Below are 23406 nucleotides of genomic sequence, written 5' to 3'. Positions count from 1 at the left end.
GGGCTCAGGAAGCACAAAGTGACGCTATTTGTCAGCCAAAGTGGCGCTTAAAACGCCTTTAATTCTGTCTTTAGCGCGGTTGAAACACGATCACGGCCATGCCGGCGACCGCGATTGTGACACCTGTCATATCCCAGACGCTGGGCCGCACGCCGTCCACCAGCCAGAGCCAGGCGATGGCCACTGCTATATAGATACCGCCGTAGGCGGCATAGACGCGCCCCGAGGCGTCGGGGTGGAGCGTCAGCAGCCAGGCAAAGACGGCCAGCGATGCGGCGCCGGGGACCAGGACCCAGGGGCTGGCGTTCTGGCGCAGCCAGAGGTAGGGCAAATAGCAGCCGAGGATTTCGGCCAGGGCGGTGAGGAAGTAGAGCGCTACTGTCTTCATGCTTGGTTGATTGTTTGTTCTTTGGTTGATTGATGGCTTGCGATCGAAATTTCGATTGGTGGCAAGCAGAAGCTCAATGCCCTCTCCCCCGCCCCTCTCCCGCAGGCGGGAGAGGGGAGAACACCGAGGGAAATATTCAGGGCCACTGGACATCCATCCCTACCGGTTTGCTCCCCTCTCCCACTTGTGGGAGAGGGGTTGGGGGAGAGGGCCGGCGCCCCTATACCACCGCCGCCTTCAGCGCGGCCACCAGCGGCATCACCAGTTCATTCTCTTCGGTCTCGCGCCGCCACATGACGCCCACGGGCGGCAAGTCCCAGCTCAATGAAAACGGCAGCGTTGCCGCATCGCCCAGTTCCATCAGTTCCGCCGCCACGGCGCGCGGCACGATCGTGATCGTGTCGGGCTGGCTGCGCAGCAGCGTGGCCATCGGCTTGATGGAATAGGTTTCGACGATCGGCAGTGGCGGTGCCACGCCCGCCACCGCGAACATCGTATTGATCGTGCGGCGTACCGGCGTATGCGGCGGCGGCAGGATCCAGTCGAGTTCGGCCAGCCGCTTCCAGTCGAGTCCGCCGCGCGACAAGCGCGCCTTGGCCCGCGAAGGTACCACGAGCACCGGCTCTTCCCGGTACAGCGGCTGCTGCACGATGTCTTCGCCCGCCAGGTAGAACGATCGTGCAATCACGCAATCAAGTTCGTGCAGCCGCAGCGCGCTGACCAGTTCGTCGGTGGTGCCTTCGCGTACCAGCACCGAGACTCGCGGGGACTGGTCGAGGCCATAGGCCAGCGCGGCATCGAGCACGGCGCGCGCCGTATAGGGGATCACGCCAAGCCGCAGCCGTCCGCGCTTGCCGGCCTCGATCACGGCCAACTGCCGGCCCAGTGCCTCGGCGTCGGCCAGCGTCATGCGCGCATGGCTCAGCACGGCGGCGCCCGTGGCGGTGGGTTCCAGACCATTGCGCGTACGGGTGAACAGCGGCGTCATGAAGATGTCCTCGATCTCGCGCAGCGCCTTGGTCACGGCTGGCTGGGACAGGTTCATCTCCGCCGCCACACGCGACACGGAACGCTGTCGTTCCAGCGCCAGCAGCAGCGGCAAATGGCGCAGGCGCAGGCGCGACACGATCTGGTGCAGCAGCTTGTCGGTGGCAATCGGCATGGGCGGGGCGGTAGGCAGGGCGGCTTGAATCGATATAACCGAATGGTAATACAACGATAAGAAATTCGATCTTGGCAGTTATTCCATCTGCCTATACTCGGATCACAACGTAAATGCATGCAAGAGGAGTCATTTCCACATGTTCACGACACGCCCCGAGATCGTCGGCACCTTTGGCGTTGCCGCGTCCACCCACTGGCTGGCCACGCAAACCGCGATGGGCGTGCTGGAGCGTGGCGGCAATGCATTCGATGCGGCGGTCGCGGCGGGCTTTGTGCTGCAAGTGGTGGAGCCTCATCTGAACGGGCCTGGCGGCGAAGTGCCGATCCTGTTCTGGAGCGAAAAAGACCGTGCCGTGCGCTCGGTTTGCGGGCAAGGCCCCGCACCGGCGCTGGCCGATCCGGAAGCGCTGCGCAAGCAGGGCATGGAGATGATGCCCGGCATCGGCCTGATGCCGGCTACGGTGCCCGGTGCTTTCGGCGCGTGGCTGACCATGCTGCGCGATCACGGTACGTGGTCGCTGGCCGATGTGCTGGCGCCAGCCATCGGCTATGCGCGCAACGGCTTCCCGCTGGTGCCGCGCATCTCGCAGGCCATCCTGGCCGTGCAGTCGCTGTTCCGTGACGAATGGCACAGCTCGGCCGACACCTGGCTGCCCGATGGCAAGGTACCCCGCCCCGGCGCGCTGCACACGCTGCCGGTGCTGGCCGATACCTATACGCGCATCGTCGAGACCGCCGTGGCCAAGAGCAACAGCCGCGAAGGCCAGATCGACGCGGCGATGCACTGCTGGTATCGCGGCTTCGTGGCCGAGGCCATCGACGAGTATTGCCGCAACACGCCCGTGCGCGACACCACGGGCGAAAAGCACACGGGCCTGCTGCGCTATGACGACATGGCCAACTGGAAGCCCATCGTGGAAGCGCCGGTCTCGCTCGACTTCGGCCGCTACTCGGTGGCCAAGTGCGATATCTGGAGCCAGGGTCCGGTATTCCTGCAGCAGCTCGGCATGCTGCGCAATGCGGGTCTGGAAGCCCATGCCCCGACATCGCCCGAATTCGTGCACAAGATTGCCGAGGCCGCCAAGCTCGCGATGGCCGACCGCGCGGCGTGGTACGGCGATCCGCTGTTCGAAGACAGCCACCTGTGCGCGCTGCTGAATCCGCACTACCTGGCCTCGCGTGCCGCCCTGATCGGCGACACCGCGGCGCTCACGATGCAACCCGGCACGCTCAAGGGCGTCGCGCCGCGCATGCCCGACCTGACCGCGGCCGATCGCACGCTGGCCGCGGCCGATACGCGCTTCGGCATCGGCGAGCCGACGTTTGCCGCGCTGCCGCCCGTCAGTGAATGGGCCGAGCGTGAAGTATTCGTCGGCGACACCTGCCATATCGATGTGATCGACCGCCACGGCAATATGGTGGCGGCCACGCCGTCCGGCGGCTGGCTGTCGTCGAGCCCGACCATTCCTTCGCTGGGCTTTGCGCTGAACACGCGCCTGCAGATGACGTGGCTGGAGCCGGGCCTGCCCAATACGCTGGCACCGGGCAAGCGGCCGTGTACCACGTTGTCGCCGTCGCTGTGCCTGCGCGATGGCGAGCCGTACATGGTCTTTGGCACCCCCGGCGGCGACCAGCAGGACCAATGGTCGCTGGCCTTCTTCATGCGCCACGCGGTGCATGGCATGAATCTGCAGGAGGCCATCGATGCGCCGGCCTGGCATATCGATCATTTCCCGCAATCGTTCTGGCCGCGCCAGACCACGCTGAACCGCATCACCATCGAATCGCGCTTCCCGGCTGCCACCATTGAAGCGCTGCGCGCACGCGGGCACGAAGTTCGCGTGGGCGAAGACTGGTCCGAAGGCCGCATGTCGGCCTGCACCCGCGAACGCGACGCCCGTGGCCGGCTGGTATTGCGCGCCGGCGCCAATGCGCGTGGCATGCAGGGTTACGCAGTGGGCCGCTGAGCCCGATCACATTAGATAGTCCTGAAGACAGAAGGGGAGTTGCATGATGAGGTCCGTATTCAAAAGCCTGCTGTGCGGTGCCGCCGCATTGGCCATGTCGTTCGCCGGCCATGCCGTGGCGGCCGACGCCTATCCGACCAAGCCCGTCACGCTGATCGTGCCCTGGGCCGCCGGCGGTTCCACCGACATCCTGGCGCGCGTGCTGTCCGAGCATTTGACGAAGTCGCTTGGCCAGCCCGTGATCGTCGATAACAAGCCGGGCGCGTCCGGCAACATCGGCTCGGCGATGGTGGCGCGTGCCCAGCCCGATGGCTACACGCTGCTGATTGGCTCGATGAGCACGCACGCGATGAACCCGGCGCTGATGGCCAACATGCCGTTCAAGGGCGTTGAAGATTTCACGCCGCTGGGCCTGCTGGCCTACGTGACCAACACGATGGTGGTGAATCCGTCCGTGCCGGCCAACAACGTCAAGGAACTGATCGCCTATGCCAAGGCCAATCCCGGCAAGCTGGCGTACGCCAGCGCCGGCCCCGGCTCCACCAATCACCTGAGCGCGGTGCTGTTCGAGAAGATGGCCGGCATCCAGATGCTGCACGTACCTTATAAGGGCGGTGCGCCGGCCGTGGTCGATACGGTTGCGGGCCAGACCCAGTTGCTGTTCTCGGCTGGCACGCAGACGCTGCCGCACGTGAAGGCCGGCAAGCTGAAGCTGCTGGCCGTGACCGAGGCCAAGCGCTCGCCGCTGCTGCCCAACGTGCCGACCGTGGGCGAGACGATTCCCGGGTATGAACTGTCGGTGTGGTACGGCGCGTTCGGTCCCAAGAACATGCCCGCGGATCTGGTGGCCAAGCTGAACAAGGAAATCAACCGCGTGATGTCGCTGCCCGAGGTCAAGGCCAAGATGGATTCGATTGGCGTGGAAACGTCGACGTCGACGCCGCAGGAATTCGGCAAGATCCTGCGCCGCGACGCGGATCGCTACGGCAAGCTGATCAAGGACCTGGGCATCCACGGAGAGTGACGATGGATAGCGTCGATACGCTGGGCCACTGGCAGACGCATCTGCATCCGCTGTTCGACCGCCTGCGCGACGCGGCCACGCCGCAGGCTGTCATGGATGCGATAGGTCAGGCCACGCTCGATATCGTCGGGCCGGGTTTGCTGACAATCAACGCATGGCACGCGCCAAGCCGCGAGATCCGCCGGCTCTGGTCGTCGGACCCTGCCGCGTATCCGCCCGGCGGCAAGAAGGTCAAGGGCGATACCACGTGGACGCGCCAGTTGCTGGAGCGCGGCGAGGTCTTCGTGGGCGAGGGCGACGCTGCGCTGACCGCCGTCTTCGACGACATCGTCACGATCCGAGGGCTGGGCCTGAACGGTGTGGTCAATGTGCCGCTGTGCCACGGCGGCAAGGTGATCGGTACGTTCAACTACCTTGCCGGCGTAGAGACGTGGACGGCGGAAGACATCACCGCGCTGCGTCTGCTGGGGCAGTTCGCGGTGGGCGCCGTGAAGGATTCCATCAAGGATTGATGGCTTGCCCCACTCCTGCAGTGCCGGGAGCGGGGCGCACCCCCACCGGGTGACGCCGCCTTACTCCGTCGTGCTCGCACTCCAGAACGCCTGGGTCACCACGCTGGTGCCGCCCAGGCGGGCCACGATCTGGTCGAGCACATCGCCGTCGACTGACGTGGCCGCAAGCGCCGCCTCGATCTCCACTTCCTGCTCGCCGAACGCACGCACCTCCAGATCGCTGGTCGGATACTGGGCGGACTCCAGCGCTTCTTCCAGCAGGCGCATCGCGGTCTTCTGGTAGTCGCGCGCGGTAATCACGTGCACGGTATGCGTGACTTCCACGGCCGTGGTGTCCAGCGGCTGGCGGTTGATGCGGTTCGCCACCGGGCGCAGCAGCGTATTGGCCGCCAGGATGAACAGCGCGCCAATGGCGGCTTCGGCGATCATGTCGGCGCCCGCGCAGGCGCCTACCGCCGCCGAACACCAGAGCGTGGCGGCGGTATTAAGACCGCGCACATTGCCTTCCTCGCGCATGATCACGCCCGCGCCCAGGAAGCCGATGCCCGATACCACATAGGCAATCACGCGTACCGCGCCATCATGGCCGGCAATATGGTTGGCCAGATCGACGAAGATCGCCGCGCCCAAGGCCACCAGCACATTGGTGCGCAGGCCGGCGGTGCGCTGGCGATACTGGCGCTCAAAGCCGATCATGCCGCCCAGGATGAAGGCGGCGGCCAGGCTGATCGCGGTATCGAGCAGCGATTGTGGATTGATGTTCTGCAGGGCTTCCAGGGACATGGGCAGCATCCGGTCGGGCCAAAAACTGGCGCGATTGTGGCACAGGTGCCCGCCGCTTCCTGCAAATTCCGCTTGCTGCCCCGAAAACAATCCCAAAAAGCCCCGGAGAAAATGCCCCGCAGGAACGCCTCAGCGCCAGCTACCCGTCGCCAACGCTTGCGGCGATGCGCCGTCCGGATCGATGTCCCAGCGCAGCGGCAAGGCAGAGTCGCGCCGTATGGCCACTTCCGGGATAAAGCGCCACAGCCGCTGGGCACCGTCGAAGCGGGCGATGTCCGGCGAGTCGGTCAGCACTTCCGTGCGCCCGCTCAGTTGCAGCAGGTCGCCCGTGGCGTAGCTCACGAATACCAGGCCGGCCACCGGGTTGACCATCATGTTGCCCAGCGTGTTGAAGAACGTGTTGCCCGCGAAGTCCGGAATCGTCAGACCGCCGTCGTCATCCACGCGCACAAAGCCGGGCTTGCCGCCGCGGTGCGAGACATCCACCTGGCGTTGTCCGTCGGGCAAGTCCACATACGTTGCCACGAAGAATGAATCCGCATGGCTGATCAGCGCACGCGCGCGGGTGTCGAGCGCGTCCAGCACTTCGGGCGCGACCTCGCCCGGTCTGGATGGATCGCGCGTCATCACCGGTTCGCGCTTCTGGATGTACTGCGGGCAATTGCCAAAGCTCTGTCCCACCGCCACATGAAAATGCTGCGCATCGGCGCGGTGGATGACGCCGTTCATGCGGTTGCGGCGCCGGGTGGCCGGCTGGATGCCGAGCAGCCCGATAGCGTTGCCGTCTTCCATGCCGGGATCGGCAGGGTCGCTGGCATCGCGCACCAGGGTTACGTCGAGCTGGCGCGGATCGGGCGAATGCAGAAAACCCGGGTGGCCAGCGCGCACCGTGGCCCAGGGGCGGCCATCGGGCGCCACCGTGCCGATCACGATCGACGGCAGCATGGCAAAGAAATCGCGATGCTGGTCCGGCATGTAGTCACGTACCACGCGCGGACCCACTTCGGCCAGGCGTGCATCCACGCCGATGGTGGCCTGCAGCAGGCGCTCGCCCGTGTGCCAAGGCGTGCCGGGCAGGATTTCAGCGTTGGAAACCGGGTGCATGGTCATGGCAGGCTCCATATCCTGAAGTGAGTCCGATGGTTCGCGGCTTGCGGTCGTGGGCTGGCGGATTGCCAGTCAGGCGGCCAGCCCGGCGGCGGTTTGCTGGAACGGGGCAAAGCCGGGCAGCGCTTCCACACGGGCCAGCCACTGGCGCACGTTGGGGTAGTCCTTGAGATCGACAAAGCCTTCCGGTGCGCGCGCGGTGTAGCTGTAGAGCGCCACATCGGCAATCGTCGGATGGTCGGCGGCAATCCATTGGCGTCCCGCAAGTGCCTCGTCGATGCGCTTGAGCACGACGTGCGCGCGGTCGATTGCATCCTTGCTGTCGAATGGGGCCTTGAATACGGTGATCACACGCGCCCGCGCCGGGCCGAATGCCAGATCTCCGGCCGCTACCGACAGCCAGCGCTGTACCGCGGCGGCTTCCGCTGGCGCTTCGGGCAGCCAGTCCGTGCGGCCCAGCTTCTTGCTCAGGTAGACCAGAATCGCATTCGAGTCACTGATCACCGTGTCACCGTCCACCAGCACCGGCACCTGCCCGAACGGGTTCATGGCCAGGAATTCGGGCGTCTTTTGGGCACGTGCCAGCAGGTCGACATCGATCCATTCAGCGGGTTGTCCCAGCAGCGATAGAAAGAGCCAGGCGCGATGCGAGTGGCCGGAGAGCGGGTGCCCGTAGAGTTTCATGATGGAGGTCCTTGGTCGATTGTTGCGGCATTCGACGCAAACGCCGCGTTCGAAACGACTATAGACCGCCATCATCCGCGGAAAAACGGCACCAGCACGAAGGAACTCTTGTGAATTCCAGGAGAATAGGGCGGATTAGACGGGTCCGGGGCCGTTCAGGGAGGTATGACTGCGCAAGGTGTCCACGGCCAGGTCGATAAATGCGCGCACCTTGTGCATGGCGTGGCGGCCTTCGCGGTGGATGATGTGGATCGGCAGCGGCGCCGGTTCGTAGTCAGTCAGCACAATCTGCAACCGGCCGTCGCGCAATTCGTCGGCAACCTGATACGACAGCACGCGCGCCAGGCCAAAACCGGCCACGGCCGCCGAGATCGCCGAATCGTTGGTGGTGGTCGCCATGCGCGGTGTCAGGCGCACCGGCATCGGCTCGCCGCCGTGCATGAAGCGCCATTCGGGCGCGGTGGAAATGCCGGTGGTCTGGATCACCGCATGCTTTGCAAGCGCGTCGGGCGATGCCGGCTCGCCGTGTTGCGCCAGATAGGAGGGTGCCGCGCAGACCACACGCCGGACATGGCCGACCGGAATGGCCTGTAGCGACGAACTGGGTAGCTCGCCGATGCGTACACCGACATCGATCCCTTCATCGATGAAGTTGACGACGCGGTCGATAAACAGGCAGTCGACGTCCACCTCCGGATAGCGGTGCAGATACTCGACGACGACCGGGGTCACAAAGCGCCGCCCGAACAACACCGATGCGGTAATCGACAGCCGGCCACGCGGCGCCTCGTGCGTACCCGTCGCGGCCAGCTCGGCCTCGTCGATCTCCGCCAGGATGCGGCGGCAGTTTTCGTAATAAGCGGTGCCGGTCGCCGTTGGCCGCACCACTCGAGTGGTGCGCGTGAGCAGGCGCACGCCAAGGTGCGTTTCCAAATCGGTCACGATCCGGCTGACCACGCTCAGCGATGCGTCGAGCTTGCGGGCGGCCGGCGTGAAGCCGCCGCATTCCACCACGGCCACATAGGTCTTCATCGCCTGCAATCTGTCCACGTAACAGGTCTCCCGGATTTGGCGTCAGTGAAGGTCGGCAGGGTCTTCGCTGCTGTTCAGGTCCCAGCAGGCGATGAACAGCGCGGCGATCAGCGGACCGATGACAAAGCCGTTCAGCCCGAAGAGCGCCATCCCGCCCAGCGTGGAAATCAGTACGACATAGTCGGGCATCTGCGTGTCCTTACCGACCAGGATCGGGCGCAGCACGTTGTCGACCAGCCCGATCACCAGGACGCCGAAGCCGATCAGTACGCAGCCCTTGAGTACCGAGCCGGTCAGCAGGAAGTAGACGGCGACCGGCGACCAGATCAGTCCGGCACCTACGGCGGGCAGCAGCGACAGGAAGGCCATGACCACGCCCCACAGCAGCGCCCCCTGAATGCCGAGCACGGCAAAGATGCCGCCGCCCAGCACGCCTTGCACGACTGCCACGGCGATATTGCCCTTGACCGTCGCACGCACGACCGTGGTGAACTTCTGGATCAGGTGCTGCTTGTGCGCCGCGCTCAGCGGTACCGCAAGGCGCAGACGCCGTGTCAGCTCAGGCCCGTCGCGCAAGAGGAAGAACAGCAGGTAGAGCATGATGCCGAAGCCAATCATGAACTGGGCCGTGTTCTGGCCGATGCTCAGCGCGCGCGTGGCCAGTAGCTGGCTGGCTGCCAGCGCGCTGGAGCTGAGCTTGTCCTTGACATCGGAAACGCTCGCCAGGTCCGCGCGCGCCAGCATGTCGCGCACGAAAGGCGGCAGCGCGTCGGCGGCGGACTGGAAGTAATGCCCGAAATTGATGCGGCCGGAGCGGATGCTGTCGTATAGGTTCACCCCTTCCTGGATCAGCGACATCGTGATCAGGGTGACCGGCAGAATCACCAGCAACAGAACCAGTAGCAGCGTCAGCAATGCCGCCAGGTTGGACCGTCCCCGCAAGGTGTTCACCAGCCGCCGTTGCAACGGCGCAAAGATGATGGCCAGTACGGCGCCCCAGAACACGGCGCCATAGAAGGGCAGCAATATCCAGAAGAATGCGATGGTGACCATCGCCAGCAACAACAGGAAAGTCTTGTGATGCAGACCGGCGGGTTCGGCCATGAGTCGATTCCTCAGATCGCGAAACACGGCCATTCTACGATGGATGACTGGGTAACCCCGCCAGATAGCTAACCACTCGCCGCTTTCATCCGGGGTGCGATGGGCTGGAGCGATTGCGCTGCGTATTGCTCCACCAGCCTGTCCCACATCGAGAGCAGGCGGATGGCACAGGGGAACAGGCGCTCCGCCGCCGCCGTTGGCACGATGGACGATGCCGAGCGCGTGAAGAGCACCGTGCCCAGCCGGTCTTCGAGCCGGTGCACTGCATAGTGGATGGATGCCGCCTTGACACCCGTGTGCCGCTCGGCCGCCACCGCCGATTCGTATTGCATCAGCATGACGAAGCGGCGCAGGTGCGTGGTGCTGACATGACGAGTCTGCGGCGCGGCGCGGCTTTCTTCGGGGGAGCGGACGGGCAAGGCGATGGCGAGGCGCCTATGACCAGAAGCACTCCCCGTCATGCCGGACTGCGGCTCGGGTCGTTCCATATCCCGTATTTGCCTCGCTGTTGCTGTCACAAAATTGCCCGCATTGTGCGGGCAATCAATACTCAAACGCTTGTCGACAGACAAAGAACGACGCGTTTGCGGCAGGCGCAAAAGTGAATCGTGTCTTGAGCGAAACGGGTGTGTGAAAAGTGTGGCAAGCGCGGGCCGCTGCAAGTGCGCATTTTCCGGGCATGACGATGGCCGGTGCCGGGACGGTAGCCGGCTCAGCGCGAAGACGTCGATGGTGCGGTCTTGTCGGCGTTCTGCGCTGCCGCGATATTCGCTGCGATACGAGTGGCCGTCTGCGAATCCGGCGGCAGCAGCCGGTAGAGCCGCTGCCAGTAATCCACCGCCTGCGCCACATCGCCACGCTGGGCGGCGGCGCTTGCCGCGAGGGCCAAGCCCTTCGGGTCCTCGGGGTCCTGGGCCAGCGCCGCACGAATCTCGGTCATGGCCCGGCCTTCGAGCGATCCATCGTCAAGGCTCGCCAGCACATCGGCATAGTCGGAATGCAGCGATGCCACATCGGGGGCCAGCGCGATGGCGCGCGCATAGGCGGCCGCGGCGTCGTCGAACCGCTCCAGTACCGTATAAGAGCGCGCGAGCATGGTCCAGCCCGTCGCATCGGCCGGGTTGGTTTGCAGACGGCGGGCCAATTGATCGACCATGTTTTCGATCTGGGCGATCTCGGGCGCGTGGTTGTCTCCGGAAAAGCTGTGAGCATCGGACTGCTGCAAGACCGCCGATGGGTTGCCAAGGTGCAGGTACAGTGCCGCCGCCGCGGGCGGCAGGGTGAGGCACAGCACAGCGGTTGTCCACCGGGCGCGCGGGCGGGCCGCTTGTGCCGGCGCATTGACCGGCCTGGGTGCGTCCTCGGCATGCGCAAGGGGGGCTGCGGGCACCAGGCTCCGCTTGCGCCGCCAAAGCATGAACACGACGCCCGCCAGCAACGCGAACGGTCCCAGCCACAGCGCCCAGGTTGCGGGCTTGAACGGCGGGTCGTAGAGCACGAAGTCCCCATAGCGCTGCACGAGATATTCCTTGATGGCCGTATCACTGGCGCCTTGCATCATCTGCGCGCGGATCTGCCCGCGCAGATCAACCGCCAGCGGTGCATTCGAATCGGCCAGCGTCTGGTTCTGGCACACCATGCATCGAAGTTGCTGGGCCAGCGCGTGGACGCGCGCATCGAGGCCGGCATCCTGGTCTCCGGCAGCGATCGCATGGAAAGCCAGCACGGTCGTCAGTGTCAGCAGGATGCGCAAGATGTGTCTAGGCATGGCCGTCCCCACCTAGTTGCTTCAGCAGCGGCTGGATCTGGCGCTCCAGTACCTCGCGCGTGACAGGGCCGACCTGCCGGTATCGCACCACGCCCTGGGCGTCGATGATGTAGGTTTCCGGCACGCCATAGACGCCGAAGTCGATACCGACCCGGCCATCGGCATCGACCAGCGATTGCTTGTAGGGGTTACCCATCTGCCGCAGCCAGGCCAGTGCAGCCGGCGTGGAGTCCTTGTAGTTGAGGCCATAGACCGGTACCGGCGACCTTTCCGCGAATTCCACCAGCAGCGGATGCTCGGTACGGCAGGCCGCGCACCACGATGCCCAGACGTTGAGAATCCAGACCTTGCCCCGAAGCTCGGATGCCTGCATCGTTTGCGACGGTCCCTTTGCATCGAGCACGGGCAGCGCGAATGCAGGCGCCGGCTTGCCCACCAGCGCGGAGGGCAGTTCGCGTGGATCGTGCCGCAGGCCCGCGCCAAGCGCGATGAGGACGCCAATGAACAGGGCCAGCGGCAGCAGATAGCGAGTCATGATTGCCCCTGGCCTTTTTCAGCGAGCGGCAGGGGCGCGACCGGCAGCGCGTGGCGCTGCACCGCCTGCTGCCGCACGCGATAGCGGCGATCGGCCGCGGCGAAGATGCCTCCCAGCGCCATCAGCGCGCAGCCCGCCCAGATCCACTTCACGAATGGCTTGACGTAGATGCGTACCGCCCACGTCTTCTCGCCTGCCGCTTCGCCGACGGCCACATAGAGATCGCGCGTGAAGCCGGTGTCGATGGCGGCTTCGGTGGTCGGCATGTCCTGGCTGCGATAGATGCGCCGTTCCGTCGCCAGCGTCGTGACATGCCTGCCGTGCCGTTGCACGGTCATGACCGCGCGCAGCGCTTCGTAGTTGGGTCCCGTGGCGGGCAGCACCCCATCGAACCGGAACTCGTAGCCGTCCACCCTAACCGTGTCGCCGGGCCGCATCGGCAATTCGCGCAACGTCTCCTGACTGGTGACGAGCGTTACGCCGGCGATGAACACGCCCACACCGGCATGGGCCAGCAGCATGCCGCAGTAGCCGGCCGGCAACTGCCGCAACGCCGTGAGCCAGCCGCGCCGGTGTCTGATCCGGTCGGCAAGGCTGGCCAGCCCGCTGGCGAAACACCAGACGGCGAGCGTCAGGCCCAGCCCGGTCAGCGCGGACCGGTTGCGCAAGGCCAGCAGCAGGCCGATGCCAAGCAGCAGGCTCGCCACGGCTGCCCAGCGCAGCCGTCTTGTGACTGGCGGCAGTTCGCCACGACGCCAGCGCGCGAGCGGTGCGGCACCCATCAAGAGCACGGCAGGTGCCATCAGCGGGACGAACACCTGCTCGAAATAGGCCGGTCCCACCGAGACCTTGCCTAGACCCAGCACATCAAGCAGCAATGGATAAAGCGTGCCAAGCAGCACGGCCGATGCTGCCACGGCAAGCAGCACGTTGTTGGCCAGCAGGAACGCTTCGCGGGAGGCCAGGCCAAAGGCGGTGCCGCGCTTGAGCTGCGGCGCGCGCCACGCAAAGATGGCAAGCGCCACGCCGGTGACCAGTGCCAGCAGCGTCAGGATGAAGATGCCACGTCGCGGATCCACGGCGAATGCGTGCACCGATGTCAGCACGCCTGACCGCACAAGGAACGTACCCAGCAGGCTCAGCGAAAACGTGAAGATGGCCAGCAACGCCGTCCATGCCCGGAACGCGCCGCGCTTCTCGGTGACGGCGAGCGAGTGGATCAGCGCGGTGCCGGCCAGCCACGGCATGAACGAGGCGTTTTCCACGGGGTCCCAGAACCACCAGCCGCCCCAGCCAAGTTCGTAGTAAGCCCACATGCTGCCCAGCGCGATGCCCACTGTCAGGAATACCCACGCCAGCGTCGTCCACGGCCGTGACCAGCGTGCCCAGGCCGCGTCGAGACGTCCTTCGAGCAGTGCCGCCAGCGCGAACGCGAACGCCACGGCAAATCCCACGTACCCCATGTAAAGGAACGGCGGATGGAACACCATGCCGGGGTCCTGCAGCAGCGGATTCAGGTCGCGCCCCTCCATCGCGCGCGGCAGCAGACGGATGAAGGGATTGGACGCGAATAGCAGGAACAGCAGCAGGCCGCTGCTGATGGCGCCCATCACGCCCAGCACGCGGGCCACGAATGCCTGCGGCAGGCGCCGGCTGAACAGCGCGACGGCCAGCGACCAGCAGGCCAGCATCAGCGTCCACAACAGCATCGATCCTTCGTGCCCACCCCACACGGCGGCCAGGCGGTAGATCAACGGCAGGGCGCTATTGGAATTGGCGGCCACGTAGCGCACGCTGAAATCGTTGTCGACGAACGCGAACGTCAGCGCCAGGTACGCGGCCATGACCAGCAGCCACTGGATCACCGCCGCCGGCCTTGCCAGAGCGATCCACGGCAGGAACCCTCGCGGTGCGCCCGCCAGTGGCAGCACGGCTTGTACCAGCGCGGCGAGCAGTGCGCAGATCAACGCGAAGTGACCCAGTTCGACCGTCATCGTTGCGCCTTCGCATCGGGGGTGCCGTCATTGGCGGCGCGCTTGAGTGCTTCGGCGGCCTCCGGCGGCATGTAGTTCTCATCGTGCTTGGCAAGCACTTCGCTGGCCACGAATGTGCCGTTGGCGTCGAGCATGCCGCGCGCCACCACGCCCTTGCCTTCGCGGAACAGGTCCGGCAGCAGGCCGCGATAGATCACCGGTACGTTGTGGCGCGTGTCGGTCACGACGAAGCGGATCGTCAGGCTTTCGCTCTCGCGGCGTACCGAGCCTGGTTCCACCAGCCCACCCAGGCGGAATGCGCGGGCCGTGGGTGCCTCATGCGCGGCGATCTGGCTCGGACTGAAGAAGAACACCAGGTTCGAGCGGAAGGCGTTCAGCACGAGCGCAAGCGCCACGCCGCCGCAGACCAGGGCGGCAATCAGCAGTCCGAGGCGGCGCTGGCGCGATGTCATCATGGCCTGGTGTCCTCGTCCTCCGCCAGCGCGCCGCGTTGGCGGCGGCGCCTGGCAAGCAGGAGCAGTTCCACCGCGATGGCCGCGAATGCCATACCAAAGGCGCCAGCGAGGTACGCCACGTGCCCGCTCATGGTGCAAGCTCCGTGACTTCTCCACGCTCGCGCAGGATGCAGCGCACGCGCACCAGCACCACGGCAATCGTGTACATCCAGCAGGCCAGCGTCATCGCCAGCATGCCGGCCAGCATCGTGGCGGCCATTGTCGGTGCCGCCGTCAGGCTGACCGATGCGCCCTGATGCAGCGTGTTCCACCACTGCACCGAGAAATAGATGACGGGCAGGTTGACCACGCCGACCACCGCCAGCACGGCACAGGCACGTTCGGCACGGCGCGGTTCGTCGATGGCGGATTCCAGCGCAATAAAGCCGAGATAGAGAAATAGCAGGATCAGCTCGGACGTCAGCCGCGCGTCCCAGACCCACCAGGTGCCCCACGTGGGCTTGCCCCAGAGCGCTCCGGTCCATAGCGCCAGGAAGGTGAACATCGCACCCGTGGGCGCCAGCGCCGAGGCCATCATCGAAGACAGCCGCGTGCGGAGCACCAGTGCCAGCGCGCAGTACACGGCCATCACGAGATAGATGAACATTGACATCCACGCGGCCGGCACGTGAATGAAGATGATGCGATAGACCTCGCCCTGCTGTGCGTCGGTGGGCGCCACGACGAAACCCAGCCACAGGCCAACGGCCAGCCATATGGCGGCCAGGACAAAAAACCAGGGTGCCAGCCTGCCGGCCAGCGGATAGAACCGGACCGGCGCGGCAAACCGCGTCCAGCGCGCACGCGCGGCCGTTGCCGCGTGGGTGGATGCGTCGGGCAGCGATACCTCGCGTGTCATCGGTTCACTCCATCGCAATGCGCAGGCCCGCCGCGGCGGCCAGCGGGCAAAGCAGCAGCGATAACGCCAGGCAGGCGCCCAGCAGCGAAAAATGCGCGGCCACATCGAGTCCGGCATCGGCGGCCGCGCCCGCACTGGCGCCAAAGACCAGCACCGGGATCGACAACGGCAATACGAGGATGCACAGCATCACCGCACCGCCACGCACGCCCAGCGTCAACGCGGCACCCACCGCGCCGATCAGGCTCAGCGCTGGTGTGCCGACCAGCAGCGATGCGGATAACAGCAGCGTGGCGCCACCGGGCAGGCTGTATTGCTGTGCCAGCAGCGGTGTCAGCACCAGCAGCGGCAGGCCGCTGGTCAACCAGTGCGCGCAGATCTTGCCCAGCACCAGCAGCGCCAGTGGATGGGGCGACAGCAACAGTTGATCCAGGCTGCCGTCGGCGTATTCCTGCGCGAACAGCCGCGACAGCGACAGCATCGAGGCGAGCAGCGCCGCCACCCAGAGAATGCCGGGCGCCAGCGCACGCAACTGCTGGGGATCAGGGCCGATGGCCAGCGGGAACAGGCTCGACACGATGACGAAGAACACCACGCTGGCCAGCAGGCTGCTGCGCCGCCGCCACGCGATCGACAGATCGTGTGCGATCACATAACCCATCACTTCCATTGCGCCGCTCATGATGGCCGCGCGCCGCAAGCGCAAAGGTCCAGCACATCGCCCGGTGCTGCTTGCAATAACTGGTGGGTGGCGATGATCGCCATGCCGCCGGCAGACAGGTGCGCATCGAGCAGGGCGCGGAACCGGTCGCAGGCATTGCCATCGAGCGAAGTCAGCGGCTCGTCCAGCAGCCATAGCTCGCGTGGTGCCAGGGCCAGGCGGGCCAGGGAAACGCGTCGGCGCTGGCCTTGCGATAGCGCGCGCACCGGAGTGTCGGCGACGGCGTCCAGCCCCAACCGGCCCAGCGCCATCCGCAACGCCTTATCGTCGGTCCGCAGGCCAGCCATGTGCGCGGCGAAGTGCAGATTCTCGGCGGCACTGAGATCGGCATCGATGCCGTTGGTGTGGCCGATATAAGCCAGGTTGGCCAGGTACTTGGCGTCGCCGGTACGCACCGGACGACCGTGCCATGTCAGGCGGCCTTCGGCCGGTTGCAGCAGGCTGCACAGCACGCGCAGCAGGCTGCTCTTGCCGGCGCCGTTCGGCCCGATGACCTGCAGCAGGCCGCCAGGCGACAGCGCCACGCTCACATTGCGGAAGATGGCCCGGCCCATGCGCCGGACGGTCAGCTCGCTGGCCTCCAGCGCCGCGCCTGTCATGGCGTCACTTCTCCTCGGCCTTGGCAACATCGGGCAGCCGGTGCGCGATGCCCTTATGGCAATCGATGCAGGTCTTTTCCTTGTTTGCCAGATAAGTGGAGTGCATGGCCTGCGCGCGTGGGCTTTGCCGCGTGAAATCCATCGACTGGTAGTCGTGGCAGTTGCGGCATTCCAGCGAGTCGTTAGCCTTGAAGCGCGCCCATTCATGCTGCGCCAGCTCCAGCCGGTGTGCCTGGAATTTCTCGCGCGTGTCCACGGTGCCGAAGATCTTGGCCCAGACTTCCTTCGACGCCTGCATCTTGCGCGCCATCTTGCTGGTCCAGTTGTGCGGCACGTGGCAGTCCGAGCATTTGGCGCGCACGCCACTGCGGTTGGTGAAGTGGATCGTGCCCTGCAGTTCCTGGTAGACGTTGTCGCGCATCTCGTGGCAACCCGTGCAGAACTGCTCGGTGTTGGTCAACTCCAGCGCGGTGTTGAATGCGCCCCAGAACAGCACGCCCGCGATGAAGCCGCCCACCGTCAGGAAGCCCAGGCTGAAATACGTGCTGGGCCGGTTGATCGTGCGCCAGTATCGCTTGATGAGATCCCAGAGTCTGCCCGTCATCGCTTGCCCCGATCGATCCGGCTATTTTGTACTGGTGGCGCCAGCCTTGGCACTGCCGCCCTTGGCGCCCTTGTCGCCACCGGAGCGCTTGAGCATCGTCTCGACATCGACGAAGGAGTTGCCCACCAGCGGTTTGGTATCGGCTTGCGGCACGTGGCACTGCGTACAGAAGTAGCGCCGTGGCGACACCTCGGCCAGCACGTTGTTATCGCGGTCCATGTAGTGCGTGATACTGACCGGGATGGCACCGGTTTCCTCGGTGCGCGTGCGGGCGTGACAGAACATGCAGCGGTTGAAATCCTTGTCCAGCTGATACCCGTCGATCTTGTGCGGAATTGTGGGCGGCTGCATCGTGTAGTTGCGCGTGCGGCGAATGTCCTTGTTTTCGGTCGGATACAGCAGCGGCGCTTTCGTTTCATCGGCCACCGGCGTGGGGCCGCGCATGGAATCGACCAGCCCCTGCGCGCCGGCCGGCGGCACCAGCAGCGTGAACACCGCTATCAGGATCCAGGCGCTGAACGCCAGCAAGGCTGTCCAGGATCGGCTCGCTTTCATGGCGTCTCCTTCATGGCGTCTGCTTATACCTTGACGATCTTGACCGCGCACTTCTTGAAGTCGGTCTGCAGTGAGATCGGGCAAGTGGCGTCCAGTGTGACCTTGTTGATCAACTGGCTGGCGTCGAACCACGGCACAAAGACCAGACCACGCGGCGGCGTGTCGCGTCCGCGCGTTTCGATCCGCGTGCGCATGCGTCCGCGCCGCGACACCACTTCGACTTCCACCCCGCGTCGAAGCCCCATCGCCTTCGCGTCTTCCGGATGCATGAAGCAGACCGCATTGGGGAAGGCCCGGTAGAGCTCGGGCACGCGGCGTGTCATCGATCCCGAATGCCAGTGTTCAAGCACGCGGCCGGTGGCCAGCCAGAACGGATACTCCTTGTCCGGCGACTCGGCTGGCGGCTCGTAGGGCAGGGCGAAAATCACGGCCTTGCCATCGGGGTTACCGTAGAACTGGAATCCCGTGCCGGCCTTCACATAAGGGTCGCTCCCCTCGCGATAGCGCCACAGTGTTTCCTTGCCATTGACCACGGGCCAGCGCAGTCCGCGCGCCTCGTGATAGGCATCGAACGGCGCGAGGTCGTGCCCGTGGCCGCGGCCAAAGGTCGCGTATTCCTCGAACAGTCCCTTCTGCACGTAGAAGCCGAACGCTTTGGACTCGGCGTTGTGGTATTCGGTGTTGACTTCCTTGACAGGGAACTTGTCGACGTTGCCGTTGTGATACAGCACGTCGAACAGCGTCTTGCCGCGCACCTCGGGCTTCTTTGCGATCAGCTCGGCCGGCCAGACGTCTTCCACCTTGAAGCGCTTGGAGAACTCCATCAGCTGCCACAGATCGGAGCGTGCCTCGCCGGGGGCATCGACAAGCTGATGCCAGAACTGCGTGCGGCGCTCGGCATTGCCGTAGGCGCCTTCCTTTTCCACCCACATGGCGCTGGGCAGAATCAGGTCGGCGGACAGCGCCGTCACCGTGGGGTAGACGTCGGATACGACAATGAAATTGTCCGGGTTGCGATAGCCAGGCAGGCCCTCCTGCATCATGTTGGCGGCGGCCTGCATATTGTTGTTGACCTGCACCCAGTACGCGTTGAGCTTGCTGTCCTTGAGCATGCGGTTCTGCAGCACCGCGTGGTAGCCGGGCTTGTCCGGGATCGTGCCGGCCGGCAGCTTCCAGATGCGTTCGGCCTCTTCGCGGTGCTTGGGATTGGTGACCACCATGTCGGCCGGCAGCCTGTGGGAAAACGTGCCCACCTCGCGCGCCGTGCCGCAGGCCGAAGGCTGGCCGGTCAGCGAGAACGGACTGTTGCCCGGCGTGGCGATCTTTCCGGTCAGCAGGTGCACGTTGTAGACCATGTTGTTGACCCACGTGCCACGCGTATGCTGATTGAAACCCATCGTCCACAGCGACATGACCTTGACGTTCGGGTCGGCGTAGAGTTCGGCCAGCTTCTCAAGCTTGTCCTTTGGTACGCCGGAGAGCTTGCTCACATAGTTCGCGTCGTACTTCGAGACGAACTTTGCGAATTCGTCGAACGTGATCGGCTTGGCGTCGGTCGGGTTGCCGGCATTCTTGGCCGCTTTCTGCAACGGATTGTCCGGGCGCAGGCCGTAGCCGATATCGGTCACGCCTTCCTTGAAGACCGTGTGCTTGTTGACGAAGTCCTTGTTGACGCGATTGGTCTGGATGATGTGGTTGGCGATGTAGTTCAGCATCGCCAGATCGGTCTGTGGCGTGAAGATGATGGGCAGGTCGGCCAGGTCGAAGGACCGGTGCGTGAACGTCGACAGCACCGCCACGCGCGTCTTGGGGTGGCTCAGGCGACGGTCGGTGACGCGCGTCCACAGGATCGGGTGCATCTCCGCCATGTTCGAACCCCAGAGCACGAAGGCATTGGCGTTCTCGAAGTCGTCGTAGCAACCCATCGGCTCGTCCATGCCGAATGTGCGCATAAAGCCGGTCACGGCCGACGCCATGCAGTGGCGGGCGTTAGGATCGATATTGTTCGAGCGGAAGCCCGCCTTCATGAGCTTGGACGCGGCATAGCCTTCCCAGATCGTCCACTGTCCGGACCCGAACATGCCAACCGCGGTGGGACCCTTCTCCTTGAGCACGCGCTTGAACTGGTGCTCCATCTCGTCGAACGCCCGATCCCAGGTGACCGCCACGAAGTCGCCGTTTTTGTCGTACTTGCCATTCTTCATGCGCAGCAGCGGCTTGGTGAGCCGGTCCTGGCCGTACATGATCTTCGATAGAAAGTAGCCCTTGACGCAGTTCAGGCCCTTGTTGACCTCGCACTGCGGATCGCCCTGGGTGGCCACCACCTTGTTGTCGCGTACCGCGACCGTCACCCCGCAACCGGTACCGCAGAAGCGGCAGGGCGCCTTGGACCATTTCAGTTTGGTGACTTCGCTGTCCGTGACGAAATTCGCGGATTCGGCGGGCAGCGAAATGCCGGCCACCGATGCAGTTGCCGCGATGGCCGTCTGCTTGATGAAATCACGACGCGTGACTGACATCGGAAAGCTCCTCGTACATGGCTGCGGCGTCTTCGTTGTGCTGATAGACGAGCGTGGCGGAAATTACGCCTTCCAACTGGTGCAGGCAGGTGAGCTGGGCCACGATGGCTTGTGAGCTGGGCGCTTCGACGGTGACGACGAGCTTGCCCGCATCGCTGATGGCGTGGACCTCGGCGCCGGTCATCGCGTCTATCGTCTGGCGAACGCGGTCGAGGTGGTCGGGATGGGCAAACACCATAATGCCGGCGATATGCCACTCGTCATCCGATGCCGCGGGATGGATGGGGATCGAAGGTCTTCCAGGCATGCAATTACCCCTGATAAGACTGCTTTTGCAGGTTTTCCTTCTTTTCGCAATTGGCCTTTGGGCCAATTTGCGTATATCTGCCGCGCATTGAGTGTCAGTGCGACGGTGGTCCGCTAATAAGCTGGCTCATCCAGACGATAAAGCCATAACCCGCCACGATAACGACGGACAGTACCGGCACCATCACGGCAGTCAGAAACAGGAAGCTGCGCAGCTCTTCCTTTTTGCGCTGTGGGTCGTCAAGGCTCGGCGAATCCATATGTCCCTCGGCTTATGCACTGACTTTCCAGACGTCACACCGGTTATGCGTTACTCATTAAAGGAACGGCTGTGCGAAGTGTCAAGTTGGGCACTCGTGTGAAAAGTCAGAGAGACGCATTTCCGAGCGCTGAGCGATAAGGCGTGCACTAGGCGGGCGAGTCCTCACGTCGTGATGTAAATCTCTTCGAACTCGTGCTGAATAGATTCGATGCCTACCCTTGCGCAATCCGCTGCGCAGCGGCGATGAATCGCTGGACGTGGCGGTCGTCGGCCTCCTGCTGCGTGGCAAGTGCGATGCCGATGCGCGCGGTAGGGCGCGGACTCGACAATCTCAGAAACCGCACGCGCCGGTTGGTGTATCGTGCGGCGACGCCTGGCACCAGCGCCACCCCGAGGCCGCTTTCGACGAGGCTGACGATGGTTTGCACCTGCACGGCCTCCTGAGCGATGCGCGGCACGAAACCTGCCTGCTGGCACAACAGCATGGCCACGGCGCGCAGGTTCGGCACGTCGGCGCCGGGATGCATGATGAACGGTTCGTTGGCCAGCGTCTTCAGCGCGATGCTGTCATGCGCGGCATAAGGACTTTCGGCGGGAACCGCAGCCATGAAAGTGTCGGATTCCAGTGGCAGCAACTGGAATGGGCCGCTGTCGAGGATCGGAAATCGCACCAGTCCCGCATCCAACTGGCCACGTTCGATTCGTTCGAGGATCGATGCCGAGGTCGATTCGTGCAGGATCAGCTCAATGCCGGGATGCTCGCTGCGGAAGGCGGGGATCAGGCGCGGCAACAGCGCATAGGTCGCGGAGCCGACAAAGCCGATTCGCAGCGCGCCGCGTTCGCCATGTGCGGCGGACTGCGCTGCGGCACGCGCCTGCCCGGCGTGGAATAGTGCGCGCCGCGCGTCGTTAAGTGCCGCCTCACCGGCCTGGGTTAGACGCACACCGCGTGTGGTGCGCACGAACAACGGTGTCCCCAGCGATGCCTCCAGCTTGCGGATCGAAATCGATAGCGGTGGTTGCGCCATATGGAGCTCCTCGGCGGCGCGGTGGAAGTTGCCGGTTTCGGCGAGCACGACAAACTGCTGTAGCTGGCGCAGGTCCATAGTGATATTCAATGGATATCGGTTCCTAAATATCTAATATTAGACGCAACCACTGGCGTGGGCTACGCTGTGTCCCTGTCGGATTCACGAAAATCGAAGGAGACACCGCGATGCTGCCCCTGTCCGGTATCCGTGTCATCGACCTGTCCACGGTCGTGATGGGCCCCTATGCCAGCCAGTGGCTGGCCGATCTGGGTGCCGAAGTCATCAAGGTGGAAACGCCCGAGGGCGACTCCACGCGCCGCACCGGTCCAGCAACCGAAGACGGCATGTCCGCCATCTTCCTGGGGGTGAACCGCAGCAAGAAGAGCGTGGTGCTGAACCTCAAGCAGCCCGCCGCGCAGGCCGCGCTGCACCGCTTGCTGGACACTGCCGATGTGTTCCTGCACAGCATGCGGCCGCAAAAGCTGGGCAAGCTCGACCTCGATCCCGCCAGCGTCATGGCGCGGCATCCGCAACTGGTCTACGTAAGCCTGCTCGGATTCGCGGAAGACGGCCCCTATGGCGGACGGCCCGCCTACGACGACATCATCCAGGGCCTCTGCGGCAATGCCGCGCTGATGGCCGCGCAGACCGGCACCGTGCGTTACTTCCCGACGATCTCGGCGGACAAGACCAGCGGACTCGTGGCGGCGCTGTCGATCTCGGCCGCGTTGGCCGGGCGCGCCCGCAACGGCGGCAAGGGCGGACTGGTCGAAGTGCCGATGTTCGAGTCGATGGTCGCCTTCAATCTGGTGGAGCATCTTTACGGCCAGCACTTCGAGCCGCCGCGCGCCCAGGCTGGTTATCCGCGCGTGCTGGCGCCATTGCGCCGCCCATACCAGACCGCCGATGGCTATGTCTGCATGATGCCGTACACCGATGCGCACTGGCGCGACTTCTTCCGCGCAGCGGGCCGCGACGACCTGGCCAGCGATCCACGTTTCGGCGACATTGCCGCACGCACCCGCCATATCGAAACGCTTTACGAAATCACCGGGGAGCTGGTGCGCGAGCGGAGTACCGCCGACTGGCTGGAGCTTTGTGAAACGCTGCAGATCCCGGTGGCGCGCGTCAACGACCTGGACGAGCTGGTCGACGATCCGCACCTGCGTGCCACGGGCTTCTTCGATCAGGTCGAGGACCCGGCGATGGGCACGCTGCGCTTTCCTGGCGCGCCCGTTCGCTTCGACGGCGAACGCGGCCACGCCAGCGTGCCGCCACGGCTGGGCGAACATACGCGCGAAGTGCTGGGCGGCATCGGGCTCAGCGACGACGAGATCGCCGCGCTCGACTGATCCCGACGAGAGACCGATAACGAGCCTCGCCGACGAGGCTTG

The 23406-nt window shown here is 64.8% G+C and carries 26 protein-coding genes; 4 read left to right on the top strand and 22 right to left on the bottom strand.

What is annotated here, in order from left to right; translation table 11 throughout:
- Positions 1 to 70: 70 nt before the first annotated feature.
- Complete coding sequence (locus AC3FLX_RS17935; protein ID WP_488698650.1) at positions 71 to 388, bottom strand: YnfA family protein; 318 nt, start codon at positions 386 to 388, stop codon at positions 71 to 73.
- 220 nt (positions 389 to 608) lie between these two features.
- Positions 609 to 1550, bottom strand: coding sequence for a LysR substrate-binding domain-containing protein (locus tag AC3FLX_RS17930; protein ID WP_488698649.1), 942 nt, complete (start codon positions 1548 to 1550; stop codon positions 609 to 611).
- A gap of 139 nt (positions 1551 to 1689) precedes the next feature.
- Here AC3FLX_RS17930 and AC3FLX_RS17925 point away from each other — a divergent pair, with 139 nt between their 5' ends.
- Genes AC3FLX_RS17925 through AC3FLX_RS17915 form a run of 3 tightly spaced genes read left to right on the top strand, consistent with a single transcriptional unit; the run spans position 1690 to position 5055 of the window.
- Positions 1690 to 3519, top strand: a complete 1830-nt coding sequence (locus tag AC3FLX_RS17925) for a gamma-glutamyltransferase family protein (RefSeq protein WP_488698648.1) — start codon at positions 1690 to 1692, stop codon at positions 3517 to 3519.
- Between the two features lie 46 nt (positions 3520 to 3565).
- Positions 3566 to 4543, top strand: coding sequence for a Bug family tripartite tricarboxylate transporter substrate binding protein (locus AC3FLX_RS17920; protein ID WP_488698707.1), 978 nt, complete (start codon positions 3566 to 3568; stop codon positions 4541 to 4543).
- A gap of 2 nt (positions 4544 to 4545) precedes the next feature.
- Complete coding sequence (locus AC3FLX_RS17915) at positions 4546 to 5055, top strand: GAF domain-containing protein (protein WP_488698647.1); 510 nt, start codon at positions 4546 to 4548, stop codon at positions 5053 to 5055.
- A gap of 60 nt (positions 5056 to 5115) precedes the next feature.
- Here the strand turns inward: AC3FLX_RS17915 and AC3FLX_RS17910 are convergent, their stop codons facing one another.
- From AC3FLX_RS17910 to AC3FLX_RS17815, 20 genes are all read right to left on the bottom strand, one after another.
- Positions 5116 to 5838 (bottom strand): MgtC/SapB family protein, encoded by a 723-nt coding sequence (locus AC3FLX_RS17910; protein ID WP_488698646.1) that lies wholly within the window; start codon positions 5836 to 5838, stop codon positions 5116 to 5118.
- A gap of 129 nt (positions 5839 to 5967) precedes the next feature.
- A complete protein-coding gene (locus tag AC3FLX_RS17905; RefSeq protein WP_488698645.1) occupies positions 5968 to 6948 on the bottom strand; it encodes a flavin-nucleotide-binding protein in 981 nt (326 codons plus the stop codon).
- A gap of 69 nt (positions 6949 to 7017) precedes the next feature.
- The gene (locus AC3FLX_RS17900; protein ID WP_488698644.1) at positions 7018 to 7629 is read right to left on the bottom strand and encodes a glutathione S-transferase family protein; all 612 of its coding nucleotides are present in this window, start codon (positions 7627 to 7629) and stop codon (positions 7018 to 7020) included.
- 135 nt (positions 7630 to 7764) lie between these two features.
- Complete coding sequence (locus AC3FLX_RS17895; protein ID WP_488698643.1) at positions 7765 to 8679, bottom strand: LysR family transcriptional regulator; 915 nt, start codon at positions 8677 to 8679, stop codon at positions 7765 to 7767.
- A 24-nt stretch (positions 8680 to 8703) separates the two neighbouring features.
- Entirely contained in the window at positions 8704 to 9765 is a 1062-nt protein-coding gene (locus AC3FLX_RS17890; protein WP_488698642.1) for an AI-2E family transporter, read from the bottom strand.
- A 68-nt stretch (positions 9766 to 9833) separates the two neighbouring features.
- On the bottom strand, positions 9834 to 10253 hold the full coding sequence (locus tag AC3FLX_RS17885) for a LysR family transcriptional regulator (RefSeq protein ID WP_488698641.1): 420 nt from the start codon (positions 10251 to 10253) through the stop codon (positions 9834 to 9836).
- A gap of 224 nt (positions 10254 to 10477) precedes the next feature.
- Positions 10478 to 11533 (bottom strand): cytochrome c-type biogenesis protein CcmH, encoded by a 1056-nt coding sequence (locus AC3FLX_RS17880; protein ID WP_488698640.1) that lies wholly within the window; start codon positions 11531 to 11533, stop codon positions 10478 to 10480.
- A complete protein-coding gene (locus AC3FLX_RS17875) occupies positions 11526 to 12068 on the bottom strand; it encodes a DsbE family thiol:disulfide interchange protein (protein WP_488698639.1) in 543 nt (180 codons plus the stop codon). Before AC3FLX_RS17875 ends, AC3FLX_RS17880 begins: the two co-directional genes overlap by 8 nt.
- Positions 12065 to 14062: a heme lyase CcmF/NrfE family subunit gene (locus tag AC3FLX_RS17870; protein WP_488698638.1), complete on the bottom strand. Its 1998-nt coding sequence runs from the start codon at positions 14060 to 14062 to the stop codon at positions 12065 to 12067. The genes AC3FLX_RS17875 and AC3FLX_RS17870 overlap by 4 nt, the downstream gene beginning before the upstream one ends.
- Entirely contained in the window at positions 14059 to 14514 is a 456-nt protein-coding gene (gene ccmE, locus AC3FLX_RS17865) for a cytochrome c maturation protein CcmE (RefSeq protein WP_488698706.1), read from the bottom strand. The genes AC3FLX_RS17870 and ccmE overlap by 4 nt, the downstream gene beginning before the upstream one ends.
- Positions 14514 to 14648, bottom strand: coding sequence for a heme exporter protein CcmD (gene ccmD, locus AC3FLX_RS17860; RefSeq protein ID WP_488698637.1), 135 nt, complete (start codon positions 14646 to 14648; stop codon positions 14514 to 14516). Before ccmD ends, ccmE begins: the two co-directional genes overlap by 1 nt.
- Positions 14645 to 15415, bottom strand: coding sequence for a heme ABC transporter permease CcmC (gene ccmC, locus AC3FLX_RS17855; protein WP_488698636.1), 771 nt, complete (start codon positions 15413 to 15415; stop codon positions 14645 to 14647). The genes ccmD and ccmC overlap by 4 nt, the downstream gene beginning before the upstream one ends.
- 4 nt (positions 15416 to 15419) lie before the next feature.
- On the bottom strand, positions 15420 to 16097 hold the full coding sequence (gene ccmB / locus AC3FLX_RS17850) for a heme exporter protein CcmB (RefSeq protein WP_488698635.1): 678 nt from the start codon (positions 16095 to 16097) through the stop codon (positions 15420 to 15422).
- On the bottom strand, positions 16094 to 16735 hold the full coding sequence (ccmA, locus tag AC3FLX_RS17845) for a cytochrome c biogenesis heme-transporting ATPase CcmA (RefSeq protein WP_488698634.1): 642 nt from the start codon (positions 16733 to 16735) through the stop codon (positions 16094 to 16096). The genes ccmB and ccmA overlap by 4 nt, the downstream gene beginning before the upstream one ends.
- A gap of 4 nt (positions 16736 to 16739) precedes the next feature.
- Entirely contained in the window at positions 16740 to 17339 is a 600-nt protein-coding gene (locus AC3FLX_RS17840) for a NapC/NirT family cytochrome c (RefSeq protein WP_488698633.1), read from the bottom strand.
- A 21-nt stretch (positions 17340 to 17360) separates the two neighbouring features.
- On the bottom strand, positions 17361 to 17894 hold the full coding sequence (locus tag AC3FLX_RS17835) for a nitrate reductase cytochrome c-type subunit (RefSeq protein ID WP_488698632.1): 534 nt from the start codon (positions 17892 to 17894) through the stop codon (positions 17361 to 17363).
- Positions 17895 to 17917: 23 nt separating this feature from the next.
- Positions 17918 to 20413: a periplasmic nitrate reductase subunit alpha gene (napA, locus tag AC3FLX_RS17830; RefSeq protein ID WP_488698631.1), complete on the bottom strand. Its 2496-nt coding sequence runs from the start codon at positions 20411 to 20413 to the stop codon at positions 17918 to 17920.
- Positions 20394 to 20720: a chaperone NapD gene (locus AC3FLX_RS17825; protein WP_488698630.1), complete on the bottom strand. Its 327-nt coding sequence runs from the start codon at positions 20718 to 20720 to the stop codon at positions 20394 to 20396. The genes napA and AC3FLX_RS17825 overlap by 20 nt, the downstream gene beginning before the upstream one ends.
- A 94-nt stretch (positions 20721 to 20814) precedes the next feature.
- Positions 20815 to 20979 carry a periplasmic nitrate reductase, NapE protein gene (gene napE / locus AC3FLX_RS17820; RefSeq protein WP_488698629.1) on the bottom strand — a complete coding sequence of 55 codons (165 nt, stop codon included), beginning with the start codon at positions 20977 to 20979 and terminating at the stop codon, positions 20815 to 20817.
- Positions 20980 to 21193: 214 nt separating this feature from the next.
- Positions 21194 to 22087, bottom strand: coding sequence for a LysR family transcriptional regulator (locus AC3FLX_RS17815; protein ID WP_488698705.1), 894 nt, complete (start codon positions 22085 to 22087; stop codon positions 21194 to 21196).
- Between the two features lie 110 nt (positions 22088 to 22197).
- Here AC3FLX_RS17815 and AC3FLX_RS17810 point away from each other — a divergent pair, with 110 nt between their 5' ends.
- A complete protein-coding gene (locus AC3FLX_RS17810) occupies positions 22198 to 23364 on the top strand; it encodes a CaiB/BaiF CoA transferase family protein (RefSeq protein WP_488698628.1) in 1167 nt (388 codons plus the stop codon).
- Positions 23365 to 23406 lie beyond the last annotated feature (42 nt).

The organism is Cupriavidus sp. 291-E7 (assembly GCF_057798835.1).
Note: the sequence above shows the minus strand (reverse complement) of the source record. Positions and strands in the feature narration are given on the sequence as shown.

What these genes read in the sequence shown, in the direction of transcription:
- AC3FLX_RS17935 (WP_488698650.1), bottom strand. Translation starts at nt 388, where the DNA reads ATGAAGACAGTAGCGCTCTACTTCCTCACCGCCCTGGCCGAAATCCTC.
- AC3FLX_RS17930 (WP_488698649.1), bottom strand. Translation starts at nt 1,550, where the DNA reads ATGCCGATTGCCACCGACAAGCTGCTGCACCAGATCGTGTCGCGCCTG.
- AC3FLX_RS17925 (WP_488698648.1), top strand. Translation starts at nt 1,690, where the DNA reads ATGTTCACGACACGCCCCGAGATCGTCGGCACCTTTGGCGTTGCCGCG.
- AC3FLX_RS17920 (WP_488698707.1), top strand. Translation starts at nt 3,566, where the DNA reads ATGAGGTCCGTATTCAAAAGCCTGCTGTGCGGTGCCGCCGCATTGGCC.
- AC3FLX_RS17915 (WP_488698647.1), top strand. Translation starts at nt 4,546, where the DNA reads ATGGATAGCGTCGATACGCTGGGCCACTGGCAGACGCATCTGCATCCG.
- AC3FLX_RS17910 (WP_488698646.1), bottom strand. Translation starts at nt 5,838, where the DNA reads ATGTCCCTGGAAGCCCTGCAGAACATCAATCCACAATCGCTGCTCGAT.
- AC3FLX_RS17905 (WP_488698645.1), bottom strand. Translation starts at nt 6,948, where the DNA reads ATGACCATGCACCCGGTTTCCAACGCTGAAATCCTGCCCGGCACGCCT.
- AC3FLX_RS17900 (WP_488698644.1), bottom strand. Translation starts at nt 7,629, where the DNA reads ATGAAACTCTACGGGCACCCGCTCTCCGGCCACTCGCATCGCGCCTGG.
- AC3FLX_RS17890 (WP_488698642.1), bottom strand. Translation starts at nt 9,765, where the DNA reads ATGGCCGAACCCGCCGGTCTGCATCACAAGACTTTCCTGTTGTTGCTG.
- AC3FLX_RS17885 (WP_488698641.1), bottom strand. Translation starts at nt 10,253, where the DNA reads ATGGAACGACCCGAGCCGCAGTCCGGCATGACGGGGAGTGCTTCTGGT.
- AC3FLX_RS17880 (WP_488698640.1), bottom strand. Translation starts at nt 11,533, where the DNA reads ATGCCTAGACACATCTTGCGCATCCTGCTGACACTGACGACCGTGCTG.
- AC3FLX_RS17875 (WP_488698639.1), bottom strand. Translation starts at nt 12,068, where the DNA reads ATGACTCGCTATCTGCTGCCGCTGGCCCTGTTCATTGGCGTCCTCATC.
- AC3FLX_RS17870 (WP_488698638.1), bottom strand. Translation starts at nt 14,062, where the DNA reads ATGACGGTCGAACTGGGTCACTTCGCGTTGATCTGCGCACTGCTCGCC.
- ccmE (WP_488698706.1), bottom strand. Translation starts at nt 14,514, where the DNA reads ATGACATCGCGCCAGCGCCGCCTCGGACTGCTGATTGCCGCCCTGGTC.
- ccmD (WP_488698637.1), bottom strand. Translation starts at nt 14,648, where the DNA reads ATGAGCGGGCACGTGGCGTACCTCGCTGGCGCCTTTGGTATGGCATTC.
- ccmC (WP_488698636.1), bottom strand. Translation starts at nt 15,415, where the DNA reads ATGACACGCGAGGTATCGCTGCCCGACGCATCCACCCACGCGGCAACG.
- ccmB (WP_488698635.1), bottom strand. Translation starts at nt 16,097, where the DNA reads ATGAGCGGCGCAATGGAAGTGATGGGTTATGTGATCGCACACGATCTG.
- ccmA (WP_488698634.1), bottom strand. Translation starts at nt 16,735, where the DNA reads ATGACAGGCGCGGCGCTGGAGGCCAGCGAGCTGACCGTCCGGCGCATG.
- AC3FLX_RS17840 (WP_488698633.1), bottom strand. Translation starts at nt 17,339, where the DNA reads ATGACGGGCAGACTCTGGGATCTCATCAAGCGATACTGGCGCACGATC.
- AC3FLX_RS17835 (WP_488698632.1), bottom strand. Translation starts at nt 17,894, where the DNA reads ATGAAAGCGAGCCGATCCTGGACAGCCTTGCTGGCGTTCAGCGCCTGG.
- napA (WP_488698631.1), bottom strand. Translation starts at nt 20,413, where the DNA reads ATGTCAGTCACGCGTCGTGATTTCATCAAGCAGACGGCCATCGCGGCA.
- AC3FLX_RS17825 (WP_488698630.1), bottom strand. Translation starts at nt 20,720, where the DNA reads ATGCCTGGAAGACCTTCGATCCCCATCCATCCCGCGGCATCGGATGAC.
- napE (WP_488698629.1), bottom strand. Translation starts at nt 20,979, where the DNA reads ATGGATTCGCCGAGCCTTGACGACCCACAGCGCAAAAAGGAAGAGCTG.
- AC3FLX_RS17815 (WP_488698705.1), bottom strand. Translation starts at nt 22,087, where the DNA reads ATGGACCTGCGCCAGCTACAGCAGTTTGTCGTGCTCGCCGAAACCGGC.
- AC3FLX_RS17810 (WP_488698628.1), top strand. Translation starts at nt 22,198, where the DNA reads ATGCTGCCCCTGTCCGGTATCCGTGTCATCGACCTGTCCACGGTCGTG.